Raw genomic sequence first — 25,664 nt, forward strand, 5'->3', positions numbered from 1 at the left:
AAATAATGCCCTTTCTTACTTCAAATAATTTAAAATTAATTATAGTAAAGTTAAATTCAAATTTAACTACTCCAGAATTTTTAGACAAGACTTATCTTCCATCGCTCGATGGCTGGAGAGCAGTAGCAATATTGATGGTAATTTTAGGACATGCTAAACTAAGCATTCAAGAAAATTCAATCGGCTATAAATTTTTAGAAACCTTTATATATCCGGATCTTGGAGTGAGGATTTTTTTTATATTAAGTGGGTTTTTGATAACCAGTTTGCTATTGAAAGAGCTTATTTCAACAGGAAAAATAATTTTAATACACTTTTTAGCTAAACGGGCCCTTAGAATTTTCCCAGTGTTGTATTTGTATACCATTACAGTTTTCATGGTATCTTCTCACTATCAACTGAATATAACAAACGTCCAGTTTCTAGGAATGCTATTTTATTACACTAATTTTATCATGTTTAATCTTCCATGGCTTTGTGGGCACACTTGGTCACTATCAGTGGAAGAACAATTTTATGTTTTATGGCCAATCATGATTTATTTTTTAAAGAATAGAATTTGGTGGTGTACTTTACTGATAATTGTTTTGACACAATTTTTGCGGATATTATGGTATAAAGCCGGTTTTTACATAGAAACATTGGGGCCTTTCTTTAATGGTGCAGATGCAATATTTTTAGGGTCACTGCTTTCTATCTTATGTTTCAGAGGAGTCTTTAATTCCTTTGAGAAGTATTGGTTAAAAGGATATCTATATTTAGCAGCGATAATTTTAATTTTCTTTATCTATTATTGCACTCATAGAGGAATGTTTGGTAAATTATTATTACCGCTAGGACATATAGTTTCAGACACAGCTATAGCTTATCTGCTTCTGGCTACAATTATTAATACAAAGGGATTAACATTCAAAATTTTAAATAATCCTTTAATGGTTAAGTTAGGCATTATTTCATACAGCTTATACATCTGGCAACAGCTTTTTATAATTCCAATTAACTTTTATCCAAACGTGTTACCGCGAGCTGCATTTCCATTTAATATTTTAATTTCTATTATCGCTGCTTTATTATCCTACTATGGTTTCGAAAGATATTTTCTTAACTTGAAAAAACGTCTAAAACCTAATATTTTATAATGAAAGATATCGCAATCAGCGTCGAAGGTTTAAGTAAGGCTTATCAACTTGGGCAAATTGGTAGCGGTACACTCAGTCGTGATCTAGAGCGTTGGTATGCACGCATTAGAGGAAAAGAAGATCCTTTATTAATTATCGGCGAAAATAATGATCAAAATACAAAAAGCCATAGCAATGTGGTATGGAGCTTAAAAGATATAAGTTTTGAGGTAAAGAAGGGTGATGCGGTTGGTATTATCGGTAAAAACGGTGCAGGAAAAAGTACACTGTTAAAAATATTAAGTAAGGTTACTACCCCTACAACTGGTAGAATATCAGGAAATGGCAGAATAGCAAGTCTCTTGGAGGTTGGAACTGGTTTTCATCCAGAACTTTCAGGCAGAGAAAACATTTTTTTAAATGGAGCCATTTTAGGGATGCGCAAAAGAGAAATCCAACGTAAACTTGAAGAAATTGTTGATTTTGCCGGTATTGAACGTTATTTGGACACACCAGTTAAAAGGTATAGTTCAGGAATGTATGTACGGCTGGCCTTTGCTGTGGCTGCGCATTTAGAAAGCGAAATTTTAATTGTGGATGAAGTATTGGCAGTTGGAGATGCTGATTTCCAAAAAAAATGCTTGGGTAAAATGAGCGAAGTGAGTAAGGGTGAAGGAAGAACGGTGCTATTTGTAAGTCATAACATGACCGCCATAAAAAAATTGTGCAGTTCCAGTATACTTTTAAATAAAGGAAATATAGAAATGTCAGATCTTACTCATCGTGTGATTGAGCATTATTACCATTCAAACAAAGAACGCTTGGCAAAAGTCAGCCTTAGTTCCAAAAGAGAAGGTTCAGGGGTGGTACAATTTTATGATTTTGATATTCTTAATAATTATTGTGAGCCCAAATCTGTAATGCTGAGTGGTGAAACAATAGTTCTTAAATTTATTTTAAATGCTAAATCTGACATTCAAAATATTGACATTGGATTTTCAATCCACGATGAAGATGAAAATATGCTATCTGTTATTTACAGTAGCTATCAAGATAAAATTTTTAACCTGAAAAAAGGATTAAATGAGGTTTTCTTCGAATTAGCAGATAACTATCTAAGCAATAGAACATACTTTATCAGAGGACTTTTAAAAGCCGATAATATTATTGCAGATATGCCACTAGAGCCTTTGGGGGAATTAGTTATTGAATCCGGCAATTTTTATCAAACAGGAAGCATTGGACATCAAACTTCAAAAGTAGCATTCTTAATTAAAGGAAAATGGAGCTGAAAGAATTGATGCTAAATTATTTAGTTCGAATTATTCCAAGATTTATAAAACGTAGAATTATTACACAATCTGAAAATTCGGGTATATTAACATTTTCACAAGAAGGCGAAGATCGTTTAATAGAGAGGATAATAGGCAAAAAACATTATGGTATTTATGTCGATGTTGGTGCTCATCATCCCTCATCACTGAGTAATACTTATTATTTTTACCGAATGGGATGGCGTGGAATCAATATCGATGCTATGCCAGGCTCTATGGCACAATTTAACAAGACAAGACCTTATGATATTAATATAGAACAACCTATTTCTGATGAGGTAGCGAATCTTGATTATTATATGTTTAGCAGCCCTGAACTGAATACTTTTGACACTAAAAATGTTGCTGTTTTTTTAACCTATCCAACGGTTAAACTATTGGATAAAATTTCACTTAAAACCACCAGACTTGCAACAGTCCTCGAACAAAACTTATCAAAATTAGGAGCAAACGAGATTGATTTTTTATCTATTGATGTTGAGGGACTGGATTTAAAAGTTCTCCGATCGAATGACTGGTTAAAATTCCGTCCTAATCTCATTCTAGTAGAAGATTTATTTGCCGATGTTATGAAATCTTATAACAGCGAATTATCTACCTATCTGAATAATGTCGGCTATAATATGGTTGCGAAAACACAGAATACCATTTTTTTTAAAAAAATTGCCTGAAGTTTCTATCATTATGCCCGTTTATAACGGTGAAAAATTCCTTGGCGAATCAATTTATTCCGTGATTAAGCAATCCTACTCAGATTGGGAATTGATAATTATAGATGATGGTTCAATAGATAATACCTCAGAAATCATCTCTGATTTTATCGCACTAGATAAAAGAATTAAAACATTTTATCAAACCAATATGAAGCAAGGAATTGCCAGAAATTTGGGAATTAAACATTCCACAGGCAATATTATAGCATTTCTCGATGCTGATGATCTTTGGAAAGTGGACAAACTGGCAATTATGGTTGACTTTCTTCATCAATCCAAGTGTGAACTTGTTTTCTCAGATGCTTACATTCAATATGATGATTTATCAGATGGCAAACCGGTGATTAAAAATCAAACATTTGGTGTAGTAAATGCAAGATACCAAGGAATTAACGGTGTAGAGTCATTCCTATTATATAACCGGATTCCTTTATTAACAGTTTTGGTTAAACGAGAAACCCTTTTTGAAGTTGGGCTTTTTAGTGATAGGGGAATAAGCGAAGATTTTGAACTTTGGTTAAAATTACTATTAAAGGGAGTTGAGTTTAAATCCTTAAATCAGGTATTAGCCTTTTATAGAGTACACTCAAAATCAACAACTCATCAGGATAAACTTGCAATTGACGCTAGCATAGATGTTATTTACGACTTATACAGAAATGTTGGTAAATCATATAAACAGCTTTTCAATGACTATTTAAAGGTTTGGTATAGAAGGAAGTTAGAAACGATAGCAGACTATTATGCATACAAGGAATTTTTAGCGGTTATTGTAACACAAAATCAAAATAACTTTAAATATCAACTTCTTAAGATATTTAACCTTGGTTCACTTGGTTATAAATTACATAAAAAATTAATATTCCATTTAATCTGATGAAACTTATTTCGATAATTATCCCTTGTTATAACCAAGGTAAATATTTAAAAATGAGTTTAGATAGTGTACTTAGGCAAAGTTACCAAAATTGGGAATGCATTATTATAAATGATGGTTCGGGTGATGATACTGAAGATGTAGCTTTGGACTACGTAAATAAAGACAAAAGATTTAATTACAAATTTCAAATTAACAAAGGATTATCTGCTGCAAGGAATCTAGGAATATCAATTGCAAAAGGTGAATTCATTCAATTGTTGGACGCCGATGATTTAATTGAAAAAAATAAGTTATCAAAAGGGCTTGAGTTATATAAAAACTTCAAAAATAATGAGCGGATAATTATTTATTCAGGGATGCGTTATTTCGAAAACTCGTCACCTAAAATATTAAAAATACTAGGCAGAAACCATTTTATTGGTCATGTAGAATTAAAATTCGAAGATGGATTAGCCAGTCAAAAAGAGTTAATAAAATTTAGAAACCCATTTGTTATATCTGCTTCTTTGTATCCTGCAGCTTTATTTGAAAACATAGGTTTATTCGACAATGATTTAACTGCTTTAGAAGATTGGGATTTGCACCTAAGGTGTATACAAGGCGACTATTTATTTCATTACCACTACGAGGCTGATACCAGAACATTAATCAGGCTGCATGATAACAGCATGATGAGGAGTCAACACCTCTTGGATGCTAATTTCGGACTGGTAATGGCTAAACATCACTTACATAGAGAAAACGCCATAGAAATTAGTGTTCCTTTTGCAATTCGGTTTTTAAAAAAAATAAAGAATAGGTTAAAACTTTAATCACCAGATAATTCATGAAGAAAATCATTTCATCATTTATAAGCAGGATTTTAAAAAGATTTAGTGGAGAGCTTAACCAATCTTTAACAAATACCGAACGAATGCTTGCCGGGGAACAAACCGCTCAAATGATCTTGAAAAACCAATACAAAGCACTAAGCAAAAATGAAATAGCTAAATATGATTTCACAGAAGTTGGTTTTAGAAAATATTCACAGAACTCGGAAGATGGAATTCTGCTTTTTATTTTTTCTGTTATTGGAACTACAAATAAAAGAGTAGTTGAACTTTGTGCATCCGATGGTATTGAGTGTAATGCTGCCAATCTTATTATTAATCATGGGTGGGAAGGTCTTCTATTTGATGGAAATGCCGAAACTGTGGAGAAAGGAAAAGAATTTTATCGCGTTCATCCAGATACGTTTACATTACCACCAACATTCGTTAATGCATGGATCACGAGAGCTAATGTTAATGGGCTTATTGCACAGCACAATTATACAGGTGAAATAGATTTACTGTCTATTGATATGGATGGGATGGATTATTGGATTTGGAAAAACATTACAGATATAAAACCCCGAGTTGTTGTGGTAGAAATTCAATGCATATTTGGAACAACTGATGCCTTAACCGTACCATATGAAGATGATTTTAAAACAGAATTTATTGATGGCTTCGGCATTTATTGCGGTGGATCATTAAATGCCTTTATAAAGTTAGCATCTACAAAAGGTTACAAGCTTATAGGAGTTGAAAAATATGGCTTCAATGCTTTTTTTATTAGGAATGATATTGCACCAGATTTATTTCCGGAATATAATACCAACCAATACGAAAACATTCCATTTGTAAAATGGGCTATGGCAACCTTTTTAGAAAAAATAAAGGAAAAAAAATGGGAAAAGGTATAGATAAAGTTAGGGCTATCGCGTTTTACCTACCTCAATATCACCCTATTCCAGAAAATGATTTATGGTGGGGAAAAGGGTTTACAGAATGGACTAACGTTGCAAAAGCAAAGCCTCTATTTAAGGGACATTATCAGCCTCATATCCCCGCTGATTTAGGATTTTACGACCTAAGATTAAACGAATCGAGGATAGCACAGGCATCACTCGCAAAAAAATATGGTATTGAGGGTTTTTGTTATTGGCACTATTGGTTCGGAAACGGTAAAAGACTGTTGCAACGCCCTTTCGAAGAAGTTTTGGCCGCTGACACTCCCGATTTTCCATTTTGCTTGGGTTGGGCAAATGAGAGTTGGTCGGGCATTTGGCATGGTAATCCATCAGAAATATTAATTGAACAAACTTATCCCGGAAGACAAGATTACATCAATCATTTCAATTATTTATTAAAAGCTTTCCAAGATAAACGGTATATCAGAGTTGATGATAAACCATTATTCTATATCTATTCACCTGATAAAATCCCCGATATCATCGATTTCACCAATATTTTCAGGAGCTTGGCTATTGCTAACAATCTTAAAGGATTGTACATCGTTGCCAATACATCAGATGAAAGTTGGAATCCTGAATTAAACGGTTGTGATGCTGTAAATTTAAATTTACTCGGGAGTTTACAGCATCAAATTGGCAACAATAAAAACTATTTCTATAAAAAGATTAGAAATCAGTTGTATAAAATGGGCATAATCTATCGATTTCACAAATTGCTTAAAAAACCAATGCATCTGTATAACTATGCAGATGCAGTAGATTTTTTGAGTAGAAGTGAAAACAAATCCTTTGAGTCTTATCCTTGTGTTATTCCAAACTGGGACAATTCGCCAAGAAGTGGCTTAAATGGTTTTATCTTGAGAGGATCTACTCCTCAATTATTTAGAAAACATTTAAAAGAAAATATAAAGCAGATCGAAAATAATGATCCCCAAAAAAGAATAATATTTATAAAATCGTGGAATGAATGGGCTGAGGGAAATCATTTAGAGCCTGATATTAAATTTGGACTTCAATATTTAGAGGTGTTAAAAGAGGAACTTCATTACAATGATTAAGGTTTATAAGCACTCACATTTTAAAGCTGATATTTTCGGCCATGGAGGAAACAAACGTACAGCACAAATTAATGAGCTCTTAAATGCTGCTGGAATAGTATTTGAAGAAGTGGATTTCGACAAATACGAACCTGCTGCAAATCATATCAAATCTTTTATCAAAGGAGGATTGATTTTCAAAAACTTAGGCAAAGGTTTTAAAACAAACTACGCTATAGGACGCTACCTCCTAAAATTTGAATATTTTATTAAGGATTGTAAACCCGAGCTATTTATCTGGGAATCTACATCTGGTTATTACTTGTTACTGGCAGAAATTCTATATAAATATAAGATTCCTTTTATAGCAATACCACACAATATCGAATCGCTTGTTAATGGTAATGTGAGCGAATTTTCAAAAAAAAAATCCCCAATCTGGTTTAACGAAGAAATAAATTTTTTAAGATTGGCAAATAAGGTATTTACTATTTCGAGAGAGGAAAATTGGCTGCTTTCCCTTTATGGGTTAGCGCCTCATTACCTCCCCTATTTTCCTCCGAAAGATTTAACTGATCATTTTCTTAATATAAATAAGAAGAGATCAAAAAAGAAGAATAACTCCACAGGCAAAAAAAAACTCTTGTTATTAGGTACATTTCATAATCCACCAACCCTTAAAGGTTATTTGGAAATAATAGATGTCCTAGCCGATTTAAGTTTTGTTGATGTGAAAGTTGCGGGATTCGGTTCAGAATTATTGGAAGTAACTACATTCGGAACAAACATCTCAGTTTTAGGGACTTTAAGCTTTGAAGAATTGGCTTCAACAATAGAGGAAGCAGATTATGCGCTTATTCATCAGGAGCCAAGTTCTGGTGCTCTTACCCGCATTACAGAATTATTACTTTGCGGACTACCCATACTTGCAAATAATTCAGCATCAAGGAGTTATTACAACGCTCCTGGAGTGACTACATACAGCGATACGGATGAGCTTATTGCTTTGCTACGCGGAACAACGGATACTCAATTTTTCTGTATTGAGCGCCCTATTGAAGAGAATAAATTCATCAAAATTTTAAACATCACCAATGATTGATAGACAGATAGGAAGGTTAAATGATTTAAATATAAATCGTAATCATTCGCTTTATCTTCATTATAATTTTTATCATAAAGAATTATTTAAAGCACTTCAATCTTACGCAAAAGGCAATCTGCTTGACATTGGTTGTGGCAATAAGCCTTATAAACAGTTTATTGAAGGTCGTGTAAAAAGTTATCTGGGATGCGATATCATACAATCAGATAATAATGCTGTTGATTTAATTTGTTCTGCCAATAAGATACCACTAAATGATGATCTTTTCGAAACGATAATCAGTACCCAAACAATCGAACATGTAGAAGATCCTCATGGTTTGATAAGCGAGGCTTACCGATTATTAAAAAATAATGGATATTTAATAATTAGTGGGCCAATGTACTGGCCGTTACATGAGGAGCCTTATGACTTTTTTAGATTTACAAAATATGGTTTTCAACATATGCTCGAGCAAGCCGGATTTAAAGTAACATCAGTTTGTGCAAGTGGCGGTAAGTGGGCTCTTGCAGGGCAAGCTTTACTACATGCCATCTACCCTACTATATACAACATTAGAGGCATCAAAGGTAAAATCATTAAATTTATTGCCCGGATTTTCAGAGTTATAAAATTAATCAATATTCTTTTTGAATACATGGATAATCGAGTTACGGATCACAGCAATACCATGAACTATGTCGTTATTGCTCAAAAAATAAATTAAAGGATTGAAGATAAAACTACCTAGCCTTGAGGATTATAGGAATGCATATTTAAATGATGGTGTTAAATACCCGTTATCCACAATTTTTAACCCTGATGGTGACTTGTTGCAAAATCTACCAAAACCCAATTCTTTGCAAGTGGGTTGGCCGTGGTATGTTCAGGTAAAACCAGAAATTTATGATAAAAATTCATCCTGGCCAAAATTAACTATTGTAACGCCATCATATAATCAAGAAAAATTTATTGAGCAAACCATAAGGTCCGTATTACTACAAAACTATCCAAACCTTGAATATATAATTATTGATGGAGGAAGTACAGACAATACAAAAAGCATAATTGAAAAATATGCTGACTGGATCAGCTTTTTTGAGATCAAAAAAGATAACGGGCAGGGACATGCTATAAACAAAGGTTTTAGCCTGGCTTCCGGAACTTATTACGCTTGGATAAATAGTGATGATTATTATTTAGAAAATACTTTCTATAAAGTGATAAGTAAATTTATGTTTACAAATGCTGAATGTGTATATGGCTATTCACAAAGTTTTGATCGGGAAAAAAATGAAATCAGTCTGAATAAGACTCTTCCTTTAATCGATACGTTTATCAGAATGCCAACTTTACAGCAACCTTCTACTTTTTGGTTATCTAAAATACACCAGCCTATATGGGAAGAATTAGTGTGCTCTTTAGATTATGAATTGTGGCTTAGGATGTTGAAAGGTAAAAAGAAAAAAATAATAAAAGAGCCGTTAGCTGTTGCTCATGTTCACCAGGAAGCAAAAACACATAATCCTGGAATGGGAGAAAATTGGGCTAGAGATCATGAATTAATATGTAGTCCTGATGCTCACGGATCAGTAGCACATTGGAAGATCAGGTATTTCTTTCACAGAATTTGGATCAAGATAAATAAGTATTTATGATTGGTATTTCAATACAGTGTAGATTGGGTAATCAGTTATTTCAATACGCCTTCATAATTTCACTTTCAAAAACATTAAATTCAAAATACTTCATCAGTGAAAAAATAGAACGTTTTACATTACCAGATTATTTCGAGCTACCACATTACAATCCAAACCTCAACCTACTCTACAAAATCATTTTGAAGATCAAGAAAGGATACTTGAGAAAGCCACTTCAAAATTATAGTTTAACACGCAATAATATAGCCCGAGACAATGAAATATATGTAGGATATTTTCAATCAGAAACCTTCTTTAATCAATTAAAAAATGATATAGACTCATTTATAAAAGTTAGAAAAGAGTACAAGCAAGTTTTTAGTAACCAATATGGAAATTTTTTTTCTGAGCATAAAACGATAGCAATTCATTTAAGGAGAGGAGATTACTTAAACTTGGATAACTGGTGGCTTGAAAATCTTGGTAGTAACAATTTAACCCTACCACTCGATTATTATAAAAACTGTTTTGCAGCAATTGAGAATTTGCATCATTATAAACTTATGTTTATTAGTGATGACATTGAATTTGTTAAATCCGAATTTGGCTATCTGGAAAATGCTGAATTTCACAACAACGAACTCATTATTGATTTTCAGATCATGATGAATGCTGATATCTGCATAGTTTCTAACAGTTCCTTTGCCTGGTGGGCAGCCTATTTAAACCCTAAAGCAACAAAAAAAATACTTTGCCCTAAATATTGGTTAGGTTTTAACATTAAAAAAGAATATCCAAAAAATATCATTCCAAAAGATTGGAAACAAATTATAGCTAAATGATGAAAAATTTTCTGAGGAAATTAATCAATATCTTTGAACCAAATCATAAATTTAAAAGAATATCTTATTCTCAATATGGTGAGGATTTAATAATAAAATCAATTTTTAGGGAGTACTTGGGGATTGATAAACCTAGTTATATTGACATTGGTGCCCACCACCCCTTCCATCTAAGTAATACTGCATTGTTTTATAAATTTGGATGTCGTGGAATAAATATAGAAGCTAATCCAGATTTGATAAACGCTTTTAAACAATTCAGGCCTGAAGATCAAAATCTCAATATTGGGATAACAGCATCAAATTCCGAAAATTTGGATTTTTATATCATGGAGCAGCCTGAACTTAATACCTTCTTAAAAAAACAAGCAGAGGAATTAGCATCTAAAGGTTACCCCATAAAAAAAACCATAAACATCACTTGCTTAAAACTTTCTAATATCATTCAGAATTATTGTAACGGTAAATTTCCCGACCTTCTCTCTTTAGATGTTGAAGGATTAGATGAAGATGTGCTTGGAAGTTATGATTTTCAGGCTACAAAGCCTAAAATAATCTGTGTCGAGAACCTTTATGCAGATAAAGACGGTTTCTTAAGGAAAAATGAAATGATAAGAAGTATACTCCATGAAAATAGTTATTTTCTTATTGCAGATACATTTCTCAACGACATTTACGTAGATTCTGCTTTGATAAAGCATAAATAATTACACATTAGACCATTGCCACAATGGTAATTCAAATTTGAAATGCATAGCTCGCCAACAATTTCTCTACTAATTCCTGTATTTAATGGCGAAAAATACATTATTGAGTTTTGCGAGCATCTTAAAAATCAAGAATTAAAATTCGATGAAGTTATTTTTTACAATGACGGGAGCACAGATAATTCATTAAGTTTACTAAAAAAATCTGGATATAAATATTTCTCATCGGCGTTTAATAAAGGCGTAGGCTTTGCTAGAAATGTACTTGCAAGGGCTTCAAACAGTAACTATATCCATTTTCATGATGTAGATGATAAATTTGACAAATCGTTCATCTATGAAATTAATAAAGCAATTACAGGTACCAAAGCAGACGTTATATTCGGCAATTCGGATTGGGTAGATGAAAACAGTAAGAAAGTTGTAATCGAGTGGAGGTACAACCAAGCAAAACTTGCAGAAGATCCTACCAATTACTTTCTTTCAAATCCTTTAGGTATCATAAATACAGTATACAATAAAAACGCTTTCCTCAATATTAATGGATTTAATGAAAGACTACATTGTTGGGAAGATGCAGACATTCACATCAGGTTAGCAATTGCAGGCAATACATTTGCACATATTAATTGCACAATAGCTATCTCTATCAGACACAATAAAGGTCTGAGCAATGATCAGATCTGGTGTTGGGATTGCAGACTTAACTTTCTTGAAACCTACATTAGAGATTACAATAAGTATTTAAACATGTCTGTAGTCGAATCGGAAATTAAAAAAGTACAAAATGTGTTTATCAAATCAGGAAATTTTTACAAACTTCAAAAAATTTTAAGTCTAAAAAAGGTTTATCAACTCCATATTAGAACAGAAAAAATTTATGCATTATATCTTTTAAACAAGTTGATTCCATCTAAATTGTTGTTGATCTTAATTAAAAGGATAAAAATTTAATTGGTTAGTGAAAATTTTAAAAAAAATAATAATATTTCTATTCACTAATCATCCTTATAGGATAAAATCTTTCTTAAATCTATATCCTGATAAAAAAGGCGAAGAGATCGATGTGCCGGAGAGAAAATCCATGGTATTAAAGATTGAAACCGGAAAAATGATAGTGTATCCAAATTGCCCATCGTTTGTGAATGCCCCCCCCATTTTAAGAACTGTGAGCAATATAAACCGATATGAGCTAAAAGGAGTTTATAAAGAGCCAGATAGAATACTTTATAAACTACTATCTGGTACAATTTTAAGTAATAATGGCCTGGTTTATGATAGAAAGAAAAGAGCTTTTATTGAAGAATCAGCTAAAGAGTGGACCATTAGGCTTTATCATTCGCCATTTACAAATGTTATTAATTATCCACCCAAAAAAAAATTAGAGGGCATTGTACTTTCATGTTTAACCAATGGAGCCGATGGTGGTTTTTATCATTTCTTTCTTGAATCACTTCCAAAACTTCATTATTGCCATGAAATCATTGAGCTTTCAAGCTTTATCTTACTTAACGGCCCAAAAACGGATTGGAAGTTAGGTTGGCTAAAAAAAGCAAACATTGATATTGATAAGGTGATTTGGGTAATGAATACTGATCATATAGAATGCGACCAATTAATTTTTACAAACCGATTGATTCATGATCAACAAATATCCAAATGGTGCATTAATTCATTATTAGCTTTATTTAACATCAAACAAGTAACTCCGGCTGAAAAATTTACTAATAATGTTATTATTTGGATAACAAGAGAGGGATTAAAAGAACGACATATCAAATGGGAAGAAGATATTTTAATGGACTTTCCAAAAATAGAAAGGATCGATCTTAACAAGCTCACACCAGATGAAACGATAGATTTATTACAAAAATCCACTCATGTAATTTCTCCCCACGGTGCAGGTTTAAGTAATATTATTTTTTGTAATAGTGGAACAAAAATACTTGAAATATTACCTAATGATAAAAGCTTTCAACCGTGTTACAGTAGGATTTCTTCAATGTTAGGTTTTGAACACTCCATTATTAATGTTGATTTCATGAATCCAGAAAATCAAAAAACAGGAGTTAATTATTTAAGAGAAACGTTATGCAAGTTTATCTGATAAAGTTAATATCACTCCTAAACAGGATCTATTTTGGTATATGCGGAGTTAGTATACCGGATTCAGTTTCAATTGGCCGATATGTTTCTATTTCAAGAGGATTTTCTATTAAAAAAGGAGATGTTAATATTGGAGAAAGCTGCGAACTGTCAAAAGGGACGGTATTAAAAGCGTATGGCGGAGAAATTAATATCGGAAGAAATTCTTATGTAGGTGAGTACACCGTAATATATGGCCATGGTAAGGTTGAAATTGGGGAAAATGTGTTAATTGCCATGCACACTACTATTGTAAGTTCCAATCATAATATCCCACCAAAAAATACATTAATCCGCTCATTAGGTGATGTTTTATTGCCGGTAAAAATTGGCAATGATGTATGGATTGGTGCCGGTGTTAAAATTTTAGGAAATGTAAATATCGGAGACGGATGTATTATTGGTGCAGGGGCAGTTGTTACTAAAGATTTGCCTCCTTATGCAATTGCAGTAGGTGTACCAGCAAAAACTATTGGTTTTAGAAATGATTAACTTCATTAGTATAATTATTCCTACATATAATCCTAATCAAGAAAAGCTCGATTTAACGATTAAACATATTGAACAACAAACTTTGCCAAATAACCAATGGGAATTAATAATTGTTGATAATAATTCGGATCATGAAATAACTATTGCTTGTGCTTCATGTGTGAATTATAAAATTATAAGAGAGCCTATTCAAGGACTTACTCACGCGCGTTTAGCAGGATTTAACGCTTCAAGCGGTGAACTTATTGTAATGGTTGACGATGATAATCTCCTTAGAAGCAACTATCTGGAAAACGCTCTTGCCATTTTCAACTCAAATTTAAATTTAGGTGCTGCAGGCGGTAAAATCCTTCCGGCATTTGATACCGCTCCTGAGCCGTGGCTAAAAGATTTTTATGATTTGTTGGCAGTAAGAGATCTTGGCATGGAAACAATAATTGCCCAATGGAATAATACTTATCCAAAAGCATCACCGGTTGGAGCCGGAATGATTTTACGCAAAGACGCATTAAAATCATATCGCGAAAAACAACATGCTATTCTCGACAGGACTGGTAATAATTTGAGCTCGGGAGGAGATAATGATATTGTGATAGAAGTATTAAAATTGGGCTGGCATGTTGGGTATTTCCCAAATCTTGAATTAAAACACATGATTCCTCCATCTCGAACAACCTCTAACTATATAGCTAAATTAACGAATGAAAGTAGCAAGTCGTGGGTTATTCTTCTGGCATCACATCAAATTTGTCCTTGGAACAAAATTCCAAGATATACACTTTTGCCAAGAAAAATTAAGGCATGGTTTGTTTATAGCGCATGGAAAAGTAAAACAAATTATATTAAATGGCGGGGAGCCTGTGGAATTTTTGATGGTTTAGCAGAATGATAAACAACATAAAAAATTCTCTAGCCTACAGAATACCAATAATATATCAGTTTTTATTAAAGTTTAGGCCTTATAAAACTCGATATTCTGAGCCATCTGAAAACGTTATTGTTATGATGACAGGTAAAGCACATATCAACATGGTTTGTATCTGCTTGCTAACAATCAGCAAAAAATGGTCTAGGCTCCCTGCCCTTATTATTATCTCTGATGGAACAATTTCGGAAGATAAAATAGCCAAGCGATTAAAATTTTGGAAGGGTAAAATTAGTATTGATAATTGGGAGAAAAGTTGCAACTATCACTTAGAAAGAGGAAGAGAAGCAATTGGCCAATATGCCAAACTAAACGCATTCGGAAAAAAACTAGCTATAATTTTGCACCATGCTGAAAGCAAACCTGTAGTTTGGATTGATAGTGATATCCTGTTTTTTAATGATTTTCTACCTTTTTGGCCAAAAGATATAGAAGAAACATCATGTGGAGGATCCGCAGATTGGAAAGCGGCCTATGACGAAAGGTTGTTAAGCTTTTTTGGAAGTAACCTCGTAAAATATGGCAGCTTTAATGCCGGAATGGTTTATGCGCATGGTTTAAACCTCTATGAGAAGTATAACATTGAATTTGCCTTAAATGCGATCCACCCCAATTATGACTTTTTATCTGAACAAACGATTTTTGCAGAAATGGCAAGCAATTCACTCGGGATTTTATGGGATCAAAATATAATAGGAAATTTTCATGAAGACAATCAATCTTTAACTCCTACTAAAAAGAAGTTAATCGGAAGACATTATACCAGCAACGTACGACATCTGTTTTGGCGTGACGCATTCTTTCTCACTTAGATATTTATGTTCACACAAAAAATAATAGATATTCTTTATCGGTATCCGAAAGCGAAATTGAAAATGTATAATCATTATGGAGGATTGCTGAACTACTGGAAAATGGAATATAACCGTTACAGGATGATGAATGCTGTTAAAGTTATACCGGTAATAATTGCGAACCCTAAAGGCTTTCCGATTTATTTTCTAACCGGTAAAAAATACCTCTACCAAACGCTATTTTGTATGGCATCTGTAGCTAAACATCATCCTGGTGCATTTAGTTTTACATTAGTAGATGATGGAACTTTTAATAAAAAACTTATTAAAACTATTAATAATCGGTCAAAAAACGTCGTCATAATAGATTCTTATCAAATCAAAAAAAATTTAGATAGTGTGTTACCAGAAAGAGAATTCCCTGTGCTTCATCATAAAAGGCATGTATACCCTCACATAAAAAAAATAACTGATATACATTCTATTTCGAACCATGATGAGTGGAAGCTTGTAATTGATTCAGATATGTTATTCTGGGGAAAGGCTAATGACATATTAGACTGGTTTAAACATCCCCAATCCCCCATTTATATGCAGGATTGTACACAGTCTTATGGATATTCAATCAATTTGATGGAGACATTAAGTGGCTCAAAAATACCTCCAATGGTAAATGTTGGTGTAATAGGGCTTAAAAGTTCGACCATCAATTGGGTCAGGTTAGAAAATTGGATAATTGAACTTGAAAAGGCAGAGAAAACCTCCTATTACCTCGAACAAGCATTAACATCGATGATCATAGGAGAAACAAAGTCAGTTGTATTAAACAAAGAAGAATATATTGTAAATCCAATTCCTGATAAAGTAAACCAAAAAGAAGGAATACTACATCATTATGTTGATTTATCCAAAATTGCATACTTCACAATAGCATGGAAAAAATTATAATACCAAAACATGTTCAATCTTTATGGATTGGGGAACAACTTTCGAATGTTGAAAAATTGTGCATCCAATCTTTTTTAGATCACGGGCATGAATTTCATTTATACACCTATCACGATATCAAGAATATTCCGTCGGGCACTCATATTTATGATGCAAATACTATAATCAAAGAGGAATCTATTTTTAGGTATAAAGATGGATGGGCGAAAGGGTCAGTATCTGGCTTTGCTGATGTATTCCGGTTATTATTAATACAGAAACATGGAGGATGGTGGGTTGATATGGACATTGTTTGCCTTAAGTATCTGGATTTGCAGAATGACCTGATTTTTTGCACAAGCAATGAAGGGGAATATGGTTCGATAGTCAATAATTGCATCTTCAAAGCCCCGGTTAATCACTTTTTTTTCGACTATTGCCTTGATAAAATTAATAAGATAGACCTCCAGAACATGGACTTTGGTTTAGCAGGTCCATTTTTATTTCAAGAAGCGGTAAAGGAGTTAAAAATAGCAGAAAATGCCTTGGAATACGATTTCTTCAATCCAATAAATTGGAAAAATGTTGGAGAGTTAGTTTTGGATGATCGAACTGCAATAAGCAGAGCAAAAGAGTTGATCAGGCCGATATTTAAACCGCAAACTATGCCAGGTAGAAGGACTACAAAAAACTCTTATACCCTTCATTTATGGAATGAGGTATGGAAAAATTATCAATATGATAAAAACAAGCAGTATTCCAGCACTTCTATTTTCGAGAAATTGAAAAAAAAGCATGGCATAAAATAATAGATGGTACCATTAATTTCTATATGTATTCCCGCTCATAATTGTGGCCCATATATAGGGGAAACATTACAATCTTTATGCAACCAATCTTATCAGCATTTGGAAATAATCATTGTAAATGATGGGTCTGAAGATAATACATTGAAGGAGATAAGTAAAATCAACGATCATAGGATTAATGTTTTTTCAATTGGTAAATCTGGGGCTGCTGCTGCCAGAAACATTGCTTATCAAAAATCCAATGGAGAATATATCGTGTTTTTTGATGGTGATGATATAATACCAAATGATTTTATCGAACTTCAATTTAATTGCATTAATTATAGAACCAATGTTATAGCTGTTTCGGGATGGGGCAGGTTTTATCATAATACCATCGAAAACTTTAAAGAAGAATTTACCCCTGATATTAAATTAGACTTTAAACAATGGATTCTATCATACTGGAAGAACTGCAATCCAATGACAACCCCTGGTCGTATAATGCTGCACAAATCTGTGCTTATAAAAGCTGGGCTGTGGAACGAAGAATTAAGCCTCAATGATGATCTGGAATTCTTCACCAGAATTTTTCTTAACGTAGATCACATAATAATGAACCCTGCAGCGATTCTTTTTTATCGATCAGGTATAAATGGATTATCAGAAAAAAAGGGAGACGCCGCTTATCAATCGCTTTATAGGTCTGTATATCTTTCCACACAACATGCCATAAAAGCTTATGGTATACAAAGCGGCATTCGAGATAGCTGTGCCAATATGCTGCAAAGCTGCATATTTGAAATTTATCCCCATAATCCTTTATTGGTTAAAAAAATTGAGAATCTTGTTGCAAACATTGGAGGATCGTCTCTAAAACCTGACTCTGGTGGAATTACCCTTGTTTTAAATAAAGTTTTTGGTTGGAAAATAACCAAAAGAATAAAAGCACTATTAAATCTTTGAATAATAGAGTAAAGATTTTTGTAATTACGCATAGACGCCCAGTACTCTTAAAGCGTGCGTTAGATTCGCTGATTAATCAATCCTATACAAATTGGATAGCGGAAGTAATTAATGATGATCCATCAGATCATGAGGTAGAATCCATTATTAGCGGTTATAAAGACAACAGGATTTTTCTTTCGCTTCCATGTATTAAAAGAGGAGCTACAATAAACTTTAATTATGCGTTTTCAACAAAGATCGATGAAAGTTATGCCAGTATTTTAGAAGATGATAATTGGTGGGAAAATGATTTCTTACTAAAAATGATTACTTCGATTTCAAATTCTCCAAACATCCAGCTTGCTGTATCAAATGAAAATATATGGATTGAAAATAATAACGGTGAATGGATAAATACGGGTGATACCGTTTGGAACAATACTCAGGATTGGGATGTATTTGATTATATATTGGCCGATAAATGCGGTAGTGCTAAAATATGTAATAGTTCTATGCTTTGGAAAACCGGTTCCTTCACAAACTGGCTTACTCCAGAAGATTTACCAGTTGATGTTACCGAACATTTTAGGGAACGCCTAATACCACACCCTATTCTTTTAATAAATGAACCGTTGGTAAATTTTTCTGAAACGATAAAAACAGTCAGGTCAAAAAATCCACTTATTTGGGGCTCGTATCAGGTTCTACTAATATCCTCAATATTTGAATGTATTGAATCACAGACACGTATAAATTTAGCCGATGAATTATGGTTAAAAGCAAGATATGGCAATAAACCATATATCACCACACTTATGCATACAGGATTATCGCTAAAGAGTGCAAGACTTTTAATTACTAGAGCAAACATCTTTGAAATAATGCGCTACATGTTGACCTGGATAAAATCACCACTATCATGCTATAAAATTGTTAGGTCTCCCAAACTGTTGTCTAAACATTTCGATTTTCTATTGGAATCTTATAAAACGCACTGATTATGATAAGACACCTATATACCGAAAACGAAGTGTTCAGTACCTTTTTTGCTTATGAAATAACGCAAAGGTTATAATGTTTAAAATTTGCATCATTACCCATACTCACCTTAGTCGAAATCCTCGTGTGGTAAAAGAGGCCGTTGCACTCGCACAGGCGGGTTATAAAGTTCAAATCTTAAATTCAATCTATTCAAAATTAATAGCTGCAGAGGATGAAACGTTATTGAAGGGCCAACCGATCATAATTACTCCTGTTTCTGATTTATCAAAGAAAAATCTGACATCATTTTGTGATCGCCTGTTAAAGAGAATTGGAACACTTGGTGTAAAATATTTTGGTATTGAAACTTGTTTTGCTTTAGGATATGCCCCATTAAGGTATATTAGAATCAGCAAACTGATAAACGCTGATTTGTATATCTGCCATCAAGAACTACCGCTATATGTTGGTAAAAGATTGATCAAAAAAGGATTAAATGTAGGTTTTGATCTTGAAGACTGGCATTCGGAAGATTTATCTGACAAAGCGAGAACGTTCCGGCCTATAAAGCTTTTAAAAAGTTTGGAAAAAACTGCCTTAACAAAAGGCAAATATTGTACTACCACATCCAAATCTCTAGCAAAGCATTTGGCTGATTATTACCATAGCCCTTTACCTGAGGTCTTGTACAATTCTTTTGATTTGGATAGAGATTTAATAAATAATGAGGGTAAAAATGACAGAACTCTAAAGCTGGTTTGGTTCTCTCTAAATATTGGGCCGGGCAGAGGGTTGGAAGAAATTATTTCTATACTAAAAAAAATAAATCTACCGCTTGAGATACACTTGATTGGTGACATTGATGAAGGGTTTAAATATTTACTCAATAGTATCGCCGAAAAAAGAATAAGGTTAATTTTTCATGCAACTGTACCTGCAAACCAAATGTGTCACATGCTCTCAAAGTTTGATGTTGGATTAGCTATAGAGTTACATCAACCAAAAAATCGTGAGTACACCATTACCAATAAATTTTTTCAATATATACAGTGCGGTTTACCGGTTATAGCATCCAATACCTTAGGACAACAAGAAGTTTTTCGTGAATTTAAGCCAGGAATTATTATCGACTTTAGCAATATAAATTATTCTGAACTGGAAGAATGGCTGGTAAATTTAAGGAACAACGAGGCGCTTAATACACGAATAAATACTATGGCAAATTATTATGACTGGAAAAACCAGGCTGATCACCTCTTAACAATTATCGAAAATGCCTTATAGTAAACAAAAAGTTAGTTTACAGATCAATCTTTCACCTGGCGATTACCAACTAGCTAAATTTGTTTTACCGCACCAACTTAAAATTTTGGCCGGCCAGGTAGACGAAATTTTACTTACTATCGAATCGAAACCAAGTAAGGGTAGATTTTCTTTAGGGTGGGAGGAAAATGAAGCAAAACTTAAATCACTTTTAGAAATAGTTGCAAAGCAATACACTGTCCGTATTATTTATGTGGATTACACAGAAGAAATGAAGAAGAAAGTAGCCAAATATTTCTTTTTACATGGATATATCCCAGAAAAAGACTTTAGAGGTGGACCATTTTACTGTTACTTCTTTGGCATGTATAATTGCAGCAATGATCTTATTTTCCATCTTGATGCTGATATATTTTTAGGAGGGAAGGATACATTGTGGATTAGCAAAGCAGCCACACTATTGGCTGAACAGAATGATATTTTATCAGTATCACCACTGCCTGGTCCACCTGCAAAAAATGAAATTTTGATTGGACAACATATTATCGAAAAATTTCAGGATGAGCCCTATAAATTTCAGTTATCCGGATTTAGCACCCGTATTTTCATGATTAAAAAATCATCTCTCCATCAATATAAACTTCGGATTAGAAGGCCCTGTTTAAAAGACCAGCTTAAAGCAATTTTAGCAGGAAACCCAACAGCTGATTTGCCGGAGCATTTAATTTCCAATCTTATGCAAAAGAAAAATCTAAAACGGGTAGATTTTTTAGGTTCAGCAGAAGGAATTTGGTCTTTACATCCACCTTACAGAAGCAGCGGATTTTATGCTAGACTCCCCTTACTTATCCAAAAAATAGAAAATAATGATCTTCCGGTATCACAGCATGGATTTTATGATATCGTGGATGATGTTGTTGACTGGTCGGAGGCAAGAGAAAAATTGCGTAATAGAAATTTGTTTAAATTTACATCCTTTTTCAGAGCTACATGAGAGATGCGCTTACCCTATTTTAATGTTAGTATGTTACGCTATTCCAGGCTTTATTTACATGAAAATTTTTGTAGCACTAACTGCAACTTTAATATTATGCTTTGTTATAGAGAAACACATCCATAAAGCGATAAATAAAAATTTATTATAATCAGCCTTGAAAAAAGTCTTAATCATCTCCCCATATTTTGTCCCTTCAAATGCTGCAGATATGCAACGGGTAAGGATGAGCTTACCATTTTACCAGGATTTTGATTGGAGTGCAGAAATTGTATGCGTTGGAGAACAATATACGGATGCTGTTTTCGATTACCTTTTAAATGATTCCGTTCCTGCACACATCAAAATTCACAGGGTTAGTGCCCTACCTAAAAAGCTGACTTATAAATTTGGTTTAGGCAGTATTGCTTTAAGGTCGCTTTGGTTTTATAAAAGTTATGTTAACCGTTTACTAAGAAAAGAAAAGTTTGATCTTATCTTTTTTTCTACGACTCAGTTTCCTGTATGTGCTTTAGGACCTTATTGGAAAAAGAAATTTGGCATACCGTACATTATTGATATGCAAGACCCCTGGTTTACCAACTACTACGAAGATAAACCTAAATACAAAAGGCCAAAAAAATATTGGTTCTCCTACCGTTTGGATAAATATTTAGAACCTGTGGCAATGAAAGATGTTGATGGTATAATGTCAGTATCGGATGCATATATTGATGATCTTATTAAAAGATATCCTCATCTTGCAAAACTGCCCACTGCCACTATCACTTTTGGAGGATTTAGGCAAGATCTTGAAATTGCGGCAAATCATAAAAATGAACTTAAACTTGCTTATGATAACAGCCCTGCATTTAAGCATATTGTATATGTTGGCAGAGGGGGCTTTGATATGCAAAAAGCAGTAATGCAATTGCTTAAAGGGTTTAAAATTGGATTAAAAAAAGATTTCGAGAACTTTCAGAAACTGAGATTTCATTTTATTGGCACCAGTTATGCCCCTTTAGGGAGTGGCGAAAAAACACTTTATAGCGTAGCAGAGAAATTAGGTGTAGGAGATTATGTAACAGAACAAACCGACAGAATATCTTTTTATGAAAGTATTTTTAACCTGCAAAGTGCTGATGCACTTTTTATACCCGGCCATGAAAAACCAGCATATACAGCCTCAAAAATATATCCCTATATTATGACGGAGAAGCCAATCTTAGCCATTTTTAATTTGGAAAGCAGTGCGGCACAATCCCTTATAGATTGCAGGGCGGGCTACGTTGCGGATATATTAAATTATAAAACGGCAATGGAAACCATTTATATTTTTTTAAAAGGTGTTGCGGATCATACTTTAGCCAAGCCAGAAACTGATTGGACGGAATTTGAGCAATACCGGGCAAGAGCGACTACCAAAAGACAATGTGATTTATTTGATCTAAGCATTGAAAATCATCAGACGAAGCATCTGTTATCACAGATTTAGCCGACGGATAATTTAGATTATAAAAAAACCATTTGAAAAAGCTGGCCATCGTTATTTCGCATCCTATTCAATACTATAGTAAGGTATTTGAGTTGTTAGGTAAACAATGTTCATTAATGGTGTTTTATACGGCCGGTAAAATAGATGGGCTGAATTACGATGCTGGTTTTGGCAAGACTATAGAATGGGACATCCCTTTATTGGAGGGCTATAATTATACTTTTGTAAAAAACCTGGCAAAAAAGCCAGGTTATAATCACTTTGCCGGAATTAAAAATCCAGATTTAATAACGTTAATTGGCCAATTTGAACCTGCAGCCATACTGGTTTATGGCTGGGCTTATCAGAGCCATTTAACTGTAATGAGGCATTTTAAAGGAAAAATACCTGTATGGTTTAGGGGGGATTCTACTTTGTTGGATGATCGACCAGGGTTAAAGAATTTGAGCAGAAGATTTTTTTTAACCTGGGTTTATAGCCATATTGATACCGCGTTTTATGTAGGAACAGCCAATAAGGCATATTTTAAAGCTATGGGGGTGGCAAATTATAAACTGATCCATGCTCCACATGCCGTAGATAATGACCGATTTGGACAAAGCAGACAAGAGGAGGTAGTGAAATTGCGCGAACATCTGGGTATTACTCAAAATGAAATATTAATTTTATATGCCGGAAAGTTCGAGGAGAAAAAAAATCCTCTAATTTTACTGGAAGGCTTTCTTAATTTAAATCATTCCAATACCCACCTTCTTTTTGTAGGAAATGGTGAGTTGGAAGAAAAACTTAAAAATACAGCCCTTCGGCAAACTCAGGGTGACAACCGTAATGAAAGAATTCATTTTATGGATTTTCAAAACCAGCTTACAATGCCGGTGATTTACCAAGCTTGCGATTTATTTTGCCTACCTTCAAAAGGGCCTGCAGAAACCTGGGGATTAACTGTGAATGAAGCGATGGCAGCGGGGAAGGCAGTATTGGTTTCGGACAAAGTTGGATGTGCAAAAGATTTAATTATTGATAAGGAGAATGGGTTTGTATTCAAATCAGAAAATCTGCCCGATTTGACAAACAAGCTCCTTAAATTTGAAAGAAATATAACTTTGGAACAATTTGGCAGGAAATCAATAGAAATAATTTCTTCATGGAACTTCGATCGTCAATGTGGAATTATAATAAATCAGTTGGATAAAGAAGGTGCCAACCAAAACAAATAAACTGCTCTACAAGATGAAAAAATTGCATAAAGCATTAGAAATCTTTAAAAAAGCAGTTAAAAAACCTTACACTCTACTTAAATTAAAGAAAGCAATATATTTGCTATCCACCAGATGAATCTTTAATGGATTTCCACGATTGATTAAAATGGACATGTTTATATATAATAACATACTGTACAGCTAAGCATGGATAAGTTTAAGAAAATAGGTCAATCTGGTAAAATATTATTATTTCTTTTCCTTATTTATGCAGCAACTTCTAAAAATCCATTAGAGACAACTACAGCAGTTATTATCCCTTTTATTTTAATGCCGCTGCTTTGGAAAGAGGATGAATCTCCCTTTTTGTTTTTAGGTACTATGCTTCAATGGGCCTCTATCAATATTAAGGTGTTTTATGCAAATTTTGAAGGTCTTTCATTTACAGAGGTTTTTGACAATTATCAGCATATTCAGGAAGCATTCTTTTATAGTAATATCGGGCTTATTTTTGTTGGAATAGGCATCTTTTTCATTATTAGGAAATACGAACTTAAAGGACTAGATTATGCGAATTTAGCCTTATCGTATGATTCCAGAAAAATTGTACCCATATATATCATAATAAGTCTTGTATACCCATTCATCTCAGACAGTTCATTTAGATTTGGTGGTTTACAACAACCGATCTCGAAGTTGGCCGATTTTAAATGGATGGTTTTTTTTATTTTCATGTTGAGCTGTCTCTATACCAAGCAATTCAAGTTATTTACCATTATTGCGGTTGCCGAAGTAGTAATGAGTTTAACTGGATTCTTTTCTAGTTTTAAAGATTATTTCTTGGTTGTATTCGGTGGGATTGTTGTGATTTATAGCAAAGATTTGAAATTTAAACAAGTATTGCCCTTAGCTGCAATTACAGTTGCACTAATTTATATGATGATTATCTGGCAATACGTGAAACCAGAATACCGGAACTATTTATCAGGTGGACAGCTCAATCAAAATGTTGTGAGGTCGACAGGAGAATCACTATCCAAACTTGGTGAACTGGTTAAAAAAGTCGATAATAATGCCATCAACTCAGGTTTCAAACAAACCGTTGACCGTTTATCCTATATTGATTTCTTCTCTGCAACAATCGACTATGTACCCAGGGTCATTCCGCACACACATGGCAGGTTGTGGGGCGACGCAGTAGGGAGGGTACTTCAGCCCCGTATTTTCTTCCCAAATAAAGCCGCTATTGACGATTCTGAAACGACGCGGAAATATTCAGGTATGATGGTAGCCGGAACTGAACAGGGAACATCCATTAGTTTAGGTTACATGACAGAAAACTATATCGATTTTGGTGTACCAGGAATGTTTATCAGCTTATTTGGCTATGGGCTGTTAATAGGCTTGGTTTATAAATATGTAATGACCAGCAGCCCTGATAAATTAATTGGTACTGCGATGATTATACCCTTGTTTATTTTAATTTATCTATTTGAATCGGCATTGAATAAACTCATCGGTGGGTTATTGATGTACTTACTCATTTACGAATTGATCCGCCGTTTCGCGTTAAAAAGATTTTTACAACAGATTAAAATTTAA

Annotated in this window: 26 protein-coding genes; all 26 read left to right on the plus strand. The window is 33.5% G+C overall.

The features are described 5' to 3' along the window. Positions 1–5 precede the first annotated feature (5 nt). On the plus strand, positions 6–1,139 hold the full coding sequence (locus ASE74_RS24075) for an acyltransferase (protein ID WP_055915298.1): 1,134 nt from the start codon (positions 6–8) through the stop codon (positions 1,137–1,139). Then, the gene (locus ASE74_RS24080) at positions 1,139–2,410 is read left to right on the plus strand and encodes a polysaccharide ABC transporter ATP-binding protein (protein WP_055915301.1); all 1,272 of its coding nucleotides are present in this window, start codon (positions 1,139–1,141) and stop codon (positions 2,408–2,410) included. The genes ASE74_RS24075 and ASE74_RS24080 overlap by 1 nt, the downstream gene beginning before the upstream one ends. Further along, a complete protein-coding gene (locus tag ASE74_RS24085; protein WP_082458916.1) occupies positions 2,401–3,123 on the plus strand; it encodes an FkbM family methyltransferase in 723 nt (240 codons plus the stop codon). Before ASE74_RS24080 ends, ASE74_RS24085 begins: the two co-directional genes overlap by 10 nt. Next, the gene (locus tag ASE74_RS24090; RefSeq protein WP_082458917.1) at positions 3,062–4,042 is read left to right on the plus strand and encodes a glycosyltransferase; all 981 of its coding nucleotides are present in this window, start codon (positions 3,062–3,064) and stop codon (positions 4,040–4,042) included. The genes ASE74_RS24085 and ASE74_RS24090 overlap by 62 nt, the downstream gene beginning before the upstream one ends. Further along, positions 4,042–4,857 carry a glycosyltransferase family 2 protein gene (locus ASE74_RS24095; RefSeq protein WP_055915307.1) on the plus strand — a complete coding sequence of 272 codons (816 nt, stop codon included), beginning with the start codon at positions 4,042–4,044 and terminating at the stop codon, positions 4,855–4,857. The genes ASE74_RS24090 and ASE74_RS24095 overlap by 1 nt, the downstream gene beginning before the upstream one ends. 14 nt (positions 4,858–4,871) lie before the next feature. Beyond that, entirely contained in the window at positions 4,872–5,771 is a 900-nt protein-coding gene (locus tag ASE74_RS24100; RefSeq protein ID WP_055915309.1) for a hypothetical protein, read from the plus strand. Then, positions 5,756–6,880, plus strand: coding sequence for a glycoside hydrolase family 99-like domain-containing protein (locus tag ASE74_RS24105; protein WP_200912352.1), 1,125 nt, complete (start codon positions 5,756–5,758; stop codon positions 6,878–6,880). Before ASE74_RS24100 ends, ASE74_RS24105 begins: the two co-directional genes overlap by 16 nt. After that, positions 6,873–7,961 carry a hypothetical protein gene (locus ASE74_RS24110; RefSeq protein ID WP_055915311.1) on the plus strand — a complete coding sequence of 363 codons (1,089 nt, stop codon included), beginning with the start codon at positions 6,873–6,875 and terminating at the stop codon, positions 7,959–7,961. The genes ASE74_RS24105 and ASE74_RS24110 overlap by 8 nt, the downstream gene beginning before the upstream one ends. Next, positions 7,954–8,670, plus strand: a complete 717-nt coding sequence (locus ASE74_RS24115; protein WP_055915314.1) for a class I SAM-dependent methyltransferase — start codon at positions 7,954–7,956, stop codon at positions 8,668–8,670. Before ASE74_RS24110 ends, ASE74_RS24115 begins: the two co-directional genes overlap by 8 nt. 4 nt (positions 8,671–8,674) lie before the next feature. Further along, positions 8,675–9,601 (plus strand): glycosyltransferase family 2 protein, encoded by a 927-nt coding sequence (locus tag ASE74_RS24120; protein ID WP_055915317.1) that lies wholly within the window; start codon positions 8,675–8,677, stop codon positions 9,599–9,601. Next, a complete protein-coding gene (locus ASE74_RS24125) occupies positions 9,598–10,425 on the plus strand; it encodes an alpha-1,2-fucosyltransferase (RefSeq protein ID WP_055915320.1) in 828 nt (275 codons plus the stop codon). The genes ASE74_RS24120 and ASE74_RS24125 overlap by 4 nt, the downstream gene beginning before the upstream one ends. Then, complete coding sequence (locus ASE74_RS24130; RefSeq protein ID WP_200912353.1) at positions 10,422–11,132, plus strand: FkbM family methyltransferase; 711 nt, start codon at positions 10,422–10,424, stop codon at positions 11,130–11,132. Before ASE74_RS24125 ends, ASE74_RS24130 begins: the two co-directional genes overlap by 4 nt. 42 nt (positions 11,133–11,174) lie before the next feature. After that, positions 11,175–12,086 carry a glycosyltransferase gene (locus ASE74_RS24135; RefSeq protein WP_055915323.1) on the plus strand — a complete coding sequence of 304 codons (912 nt, stop codon included), beginning with the start codon at positions 11,175–11,177 and terminating at the stop codon, positions 12,084–12,086. A gap of 7 nt (positions 12,087–12,093) precedes the next feature. Beyond that, positions 12,094–13,239, plus strand: a complete 1,146-nt coding sequence (locus ASE74_RS24140) for a DUF563 domain-containing protein (RefSeq protein WP_055915324.1) — start codon at positions 12,094–12,096, stop codon at positions 13,237–13,239. After that, entirely contained in the window at positions 13,224–13,769 is a 546-nt protein-coding gene (locus tag ASE74_RS25420) for a DapH/DapD/GlmU-related protein (protein WP_055915328.1), read from the plus strand. Before ASE74_RS24140 ends, ASE74_RS25420 begins: the two co-directional genes overlap by 16 nt. Beyond that, a complete protein-coding gene (locus ASE74_RS24150; RefSeq protein WP_055915336.1) occupies positions 13,762–14,658 on the plus strand; it encodes a glycosyltransferase in 897 nt (298 codons plus the stop codon). The genes ASE74_RS25420 and ASE74_RS24150 overlap by 8 nt, the downstream gene beginning before the upstream one ends. Next, positions 14,655–15,506 (plus strand): glycosyltransferase, encoded by an 852-nt coding sequence (locus tag ASE74_RS24155; protein ID WP_055915337.1) that lies wholly within the window; start codon positions 14,655–14,657, stop codon positions 15,504–15,506. Before ASE74_RS24150 ends, ASE74_RS24155 begins: the two co-directional genes overlap by 4 nt. Positions 15,507–15,512: 6 nt before the next feature. Then, complete coding sequence (locus ASE74_RS24160; RefSeq protein ID WP_055915340.1) at positions 15,513–16,436, plus strand: hypothetical protein; 924 nt, start codon at positions 15,513–15,515, stop codon at positions 16,434–16,436. Next, on the plus strand, positions 16,421–17,224 hold the full coding sequence (locus ASE74_RS24165; protein ID WP_055915342.1) for a glycosyltransferase: 804 nt from the start codon (positions 16,421–16,423) through the stop codon (positions 17,222–17,224). The genes ASE74_RS24160 and ASE74_RS24165 overlap by 16 nt, the downstream gene beginning before the upstream one ends. Before the next feature lie 3 nt (positions 17,225–17,227). Then, positions 17,228–18,169 (plus strand): glycosyltransferase family 2 protein, encoded by a 942-nt coding sequence (locus ASE74_RS24170; RefSeq protein WP_082458919.1) that lies wholly within the window; start codon positions 17,228–17,230, stop codon positions 18,167–18,169. Beyond that, on the plus strand, positions 18,127–19,149 hold the full coding sequence (locus tag ASE74_RS24175) for a glycosyltransferase family A protein (RefSeq protein WP_055915348.1): 1,023 nt from the start codon (positions 18,127–18,129) through the stop codon (positions 19,147–19,149). The genes ASE74_RS24170 and ASE74_RS24175 overlap by 43 nt, the downstream gene beginning before the upstream one ends. 76 nt (positions 19,150–19,225) lie before the next feature. Further along, positions 19,226–20,416, plus strand: a complete 1,191-nt coding sequence (locus ASE74_RS24180; protein ID WP_055915350.1) for a hypothetical protein — start codon at positions 19,226–19,228, stop codon at positions 20,414–20,416. Further along, complete coding sequence (locus ASE74_RS24185) at positions 20,406–21,389, plus strand: hypothetical protein (RefSeq protein ID WP_055915354.1); 984 nt, start codon at positions 20,406–20,408, stop codon at positions 21,387–21,389. The genes ASE74_RS24180 and ASE74_RS24185 overlap by 11 nt, the downstream gene beginning before the upstream one ends. A gap of 157 nt (positions 21,390–21,546) precedes the next feature. After that, positions 21,547–22,863, plus strand: a complete 1,317-nt coding sequence (locus ASE74_RS24190; RefSeq protein WP_055915355.1) for a glycosyltransferase — start codon at positions 21,547–21,549, stop codon at positions 22,861–22,863. Between the two features lie 32 nt (positions 22,864–22,895). Next, positions 22,896–24,080, plus strand: a complete 1,185-nt coding sequence (locus tag ASE74_RS24195; RefSeq protein WP_235526214.1) for a glycosyltransferase family 4 protein — start codon at positions 22,896–22,898, stop codon at positions 24,078–24,080. Between the two features lie 189 nt (positions 24,081–24,269). Next, positions 24,270–25,664, plus strand: coding sequence for a hypothetical protein (locus ASE74_RS24200; RefSeq protein ID WP_055915358.1), 1,395 nt, complete (start codon positions 24,270–24,272; stop codon positions 25,662–25,664).

The sequence above is a fragment of the Pedobacter sp. Leaf216 genome, from assembly GCF_001421515.1.
GTDB lineage: Bacteria > Bacteroidota > Bacteroidia > Sphingobacteriales > Sphingobacteriaceae > Pedobacter.